The 3,565-nt window shown below is 70.6% G+C and carries 4 protein-coding genes; all 4 read left to right on the plus strand.

The annotated features are described in order from the left end of the window. Nucleotides 1-547: SCO2522 family protein (locus R6V09_RS48700; protein WP_317887864.1), on the plus strand; the 547-nt coding region annotated here is incomplete at its 5' end. A gap of 1 nt (nucleotide 548) precedes the next feature. Beyond that, nucleotides 549-1,517, plus strand: a complete 969-nt coding sequence (locus tag R6V09_RS48705; protein ID WP_317887865.1) for an SCO2521 family protein — start codon at nucleotides 549-551, stop codon at nucleotides 1,515-1,517. 41 nt (nucleotides 1,518-1,558) lie between these two features. Beyond that, complete coding sequence (locus R6V09_RS48710; protein ID WP_317887866.1) at nucleotides 1,559-2,626, plus strand: hypothetical protein; 1,068 nt, start codon at nucleotides 1,559-1,561, stop codon at nucleotides 2,624-2,626. 203 nt (nucleotides 2,627-2,829) lie between these two features. After that, on the plus strand, nucleotides 2,830-3,565 hold a 736-nt coding region (locus R6V09_RS48715), incomplete at its 3' end, for a histidine kinase dimerization/phosphoacceptor domain-containing protein (protein WP_317887867.1).

Consider the following 3,565-nt stretch of genomic DNA (forward strand, 5'->3'; position numbering starts at 1 on the left):
CCAGACCGGCTGGCTCGCCAACGGCCGGCGCACCGCCCCCACCCGCAGCGCCCTCGCCGAGATCACCCCCTGGCAGCCGCCCCAGGAGACCGCGGCCCGCAACCACTCGGTCTTCATGGACGTCGAGTTGTGGTCCGACACGGACAAGGGCCGACTGTGGTCCTGCCCGTTCCTGGCCGCCGTATGGCAGTTGGCCCGCCTCGGTCTGCTACGGCACCTGGGCGAGCCCGTGCTGACCCCGCGGCCCTGGACCGGCGGGGACTTCCCCACCGACTGGGACCGGTTGCCGCCGCTGCTCAAACTCAGCGACTCCCGGGTCGCGTTCAGCGCCTACCGCACCTGCACACTGATGCCGAACCGGTTCCTCGCCGTGGAGGACGCGGTACGGCTCATCCTCGACCAGGTGGACGTCGACTCCGGCGCACTCGACCAGGTCGCCGAGCGGTCCAGCGCCGAAGGCATCGCGGTGCCGGAGGCGGTGGCACAGCGCGCGACCTATGTCTTCTACGAGGAGCCCACCAACTCCCCTTTACCCGAAGGGACTTGATATGACGGCACTCGGCGGGCCGGCGCGTCCGGTCCTCGCCTGCGGTGAGGTGCGCACCTGTCTGCTGCCGTCCTTCCAGTCCCTCGACGGCCGGGCCGCCGCCCAACTGCTGCGGCTGCGCGCCGACGAACACGTCCGGGTCTCCGAGCGGCCCAACCTGTACGCCCTCTCGCCCGAGGTCCTGACCGGAGTGGACTGCCGGCTGCCCACCTCGAACGGCGCCAAGGTCCGGGCCGTCGGCACGGTCGCCGCCCGTGCGGCGCTCACCGAGGGCCGGGTCCTGCAGTCCACCGCCTACTTCGCCGCCCCCGCCGACGGCCCCGACGTACGCCGTCCCTGGGGGCACTATCTGGTGCGGCCCGGGGTGGTCGAACCGTTCGGGAAACTGCCCGTACAGGCCACCGCGGACGGTGTGCTGCGCGGTGCCGGACGCGGCGAACTGGACCTGGGGATGATCGCCGAGGGACTGTTGGCGCAGTTGGTGCGGCATCCGCTCCTCGACCACAAGGCGCCCTTCAAGTCCCGCCGCACACACCTGCGTTGGGTCGCGCGCGAGGCGCCCGAGAGCGAGGGCCCGTCGCTGGACCGCTTCACGCTCGCCGAGGACGGGCTGCGGACCGTCGAGTTGCGGGTGCCGGAGAGCGTACCGGCCGCCGCGGTCGCCGGGCTGTGCGAGGACCTCGCGCTGCACGACTGGCTTTTGACGACCGTCGTCCACATGCTGGAGAACAGCAGGCTCGGAGCGGCGGACGGGCCCGCGGCGGTCCTGGCACTGCGCCCGGCCGTCGATCATCTGCTGCATCTGTGGATGCCGCGCGCGCACGTGGACCGCACGCTGGGCCGCCTGTGGGACGTACTGGAGCGGGAACCGGGCTTCAGTCGCCAATGGGAGAACCTTCGCCAGCGTATCCGGGACCAACTGGCCATACAGGCCATTCCGTTGCTGCACCAGGCGCTGAGCACGCGCTGACAGGGCGGCACGTACCGCATTTCCGACGGGGGAGGCTCGACATGAACGGAGCGACGACAACAGGAGCAGGCGGTCTGCGGTCCGTACCGCAACAGGGCCAGGACCAGCGCAGATCAAGGCTGTTCCTCAAGACACTGTTCGCGATATTAGCGGGAGGCGCCGCCTTCCTCGTGACCACTGTCCTGAACGAGAACGACGGTGACCTGTGGCAGTGGACGTTGTCCATCGTCCTCGGCTGCGCGACGCTGATCGTGCAACTCCTGGTGGACTTCGGTGAGCGGCTGGAGGCCGTGCAGGAAAGCCAGAAGCGCCGCATCCGGGACATGCGGGACAGCCTGTCCGCCCATCATGTCGAGATGCGGGCAGCGGTCGACGAGAGCTTCGCGAAGATCAACGCCGCGACGGAGCTGTACAGCAAGGTCGACGGCTCCGTGCTGCGCTCGGACGAGGTGACCCGGCTGGTGCTGGGCTACACGAAGGTCGGAGAGAAGGGCTCGGACATCGTGAAGGCCTTCGCCGAGGAGGAGTTGGGCCGACTCGCACTCCTCATGGAGAACCTCGGCAACGGCACGGCGGACTGCCCCGGCGAGAACCACGAGTGGCTGATCGACCTCACCAAGTGCGTCAAGCGGACCCTCTACGCCACCAGCACGTCCGTCGACCGCGACTTCTGGTCGAGCGAGCCCGCGCGGCGCTATCTCGTCGCCCAGGAGACGGCGATCAAGACACGGCGGGTGCAGGTGCGGCGCGTGTTCCTCGTCGACGAGGAGGCGGAAGTCACCGGCAGCCTTCGCCAACTCTGCGAGAGGCACCGCAAGTTCGGGATCGACGCGCGTATCGCGGTCCGGGCCCAGCTCGAACCGACCGCCCAGATGAACTCGTTGAACGACTTCATCGTCTTCGACGGCGAACTCTGCTACGAGACCGAGCCCGACATCCGGGTCATGCCGGCCAGGACGACGCTGAAGCTGAATCGCGAGCACGTGGAGGAGCGCGTCAACCGCTTCGACGTCCTGTGGGAGGCGACGGAACCGACTCCGGACCGGGACCCGGAGGCGGACCGAGGGGGAACGGTCACACGTCCCGCCGATCCACTGCGACAACCATGACCACCGCCGCGACCGCGGCCCACACCACGAACACCGTCCACGCACCCCCGACGGTCGTCGGACACCGCTCGGCCAACGGATAGGGCATGCGGCCAGTCCCCGGCATCGGCCCGGCGCTGACATTCGTCCGGCGTCGGTGTCGACCCTGGTCGTACGTCTCCGGGCCGATGACCGCACCCGCCCCGCCCTTCTACGATCGCTGCATGCCCGCCACCCCGTCGCTGCCCCTGCTCAAGCGCGTGCCGCCGGGAGCCTGGGCGGGCGTGCTCTGGACCTACGGCACGCTGCTCGCGATCCGCGCCTTCCTCCACCTCCCGTACATGCCGACCGATCCCTTCCCGCCCGCGCCCGACGGCTGGGTGCTCATCGCGGCAGGCGGTGTCCTCGCCCCGGCCGGATGCGTGCTGCTGCGCCGCCGCCCGCTGCGGGCGCTCGGGCTGCTGCTGGCGGGGACGTACGCCGTGACGCTGGGCCTGAACGGGCTGACCGTGAGCCTGATCCACTACGCGGCGATCGACATCGCCGTGGGCTGGATCGCCGCGAACTCCGACCGCCGCCGAAGCCTCACCGCCCTCGCCCTGGCCATCGCCGTCCTGCCCACCTACCAACTCACCCGCACCGGCCTCGGCCGCCCCCTCGTCGCCCTCTACAACACCGGCCGCGGCGACTGGCAGAGCTGGTCGGCGCTCGCCCTCTCGGCCGTCGTCGGCTGGCTGATCGGCAACTCCGTGCGGCAGAACCGCGCGTACGCCGAGCGGCTCACCACCCAGGCCGCGACCCAGGCCGTCACCGCCGAACGCCTGCGGATCGCCCGGGAGATGCACGACACCGTGGCCCACAGCATCGGCATCATCGCCCTCCAGGCGGGCGCGGCGGCCCGGGTCACCAACACCCAGCCGGAGGCCGCGCGGGAGGCGATGCGGGCGGTGGAGCACGAGG

The organism is Streptomyces sp. W16 (genome assembly GCF_033194735.1).
In the GTDB taxonomy this organism is placed as follows: Bacteria; Actinomycetota; Actinomycetes; order Streptomycetales; family Streptomycetaceae; genus Streptomyces.

Bases quoted from the DNA above. Each gene is read 5' to 3' on its own strand.
- R6V09_RS48705 (WP_317887865.1), top strand. From the start codon at position 549: ATGACGGCACTCGGCGGGCCGGCGCGTCCGGTCCTCGCCTGCGGTGAG.
- R6V09_RS48710 (WP_317887866.1), top strand. From the start codon at position 1,559: ATGAACGGAGCGACGACAACAGGAGCAGGCGGTCTGCGGTCCGTACCG.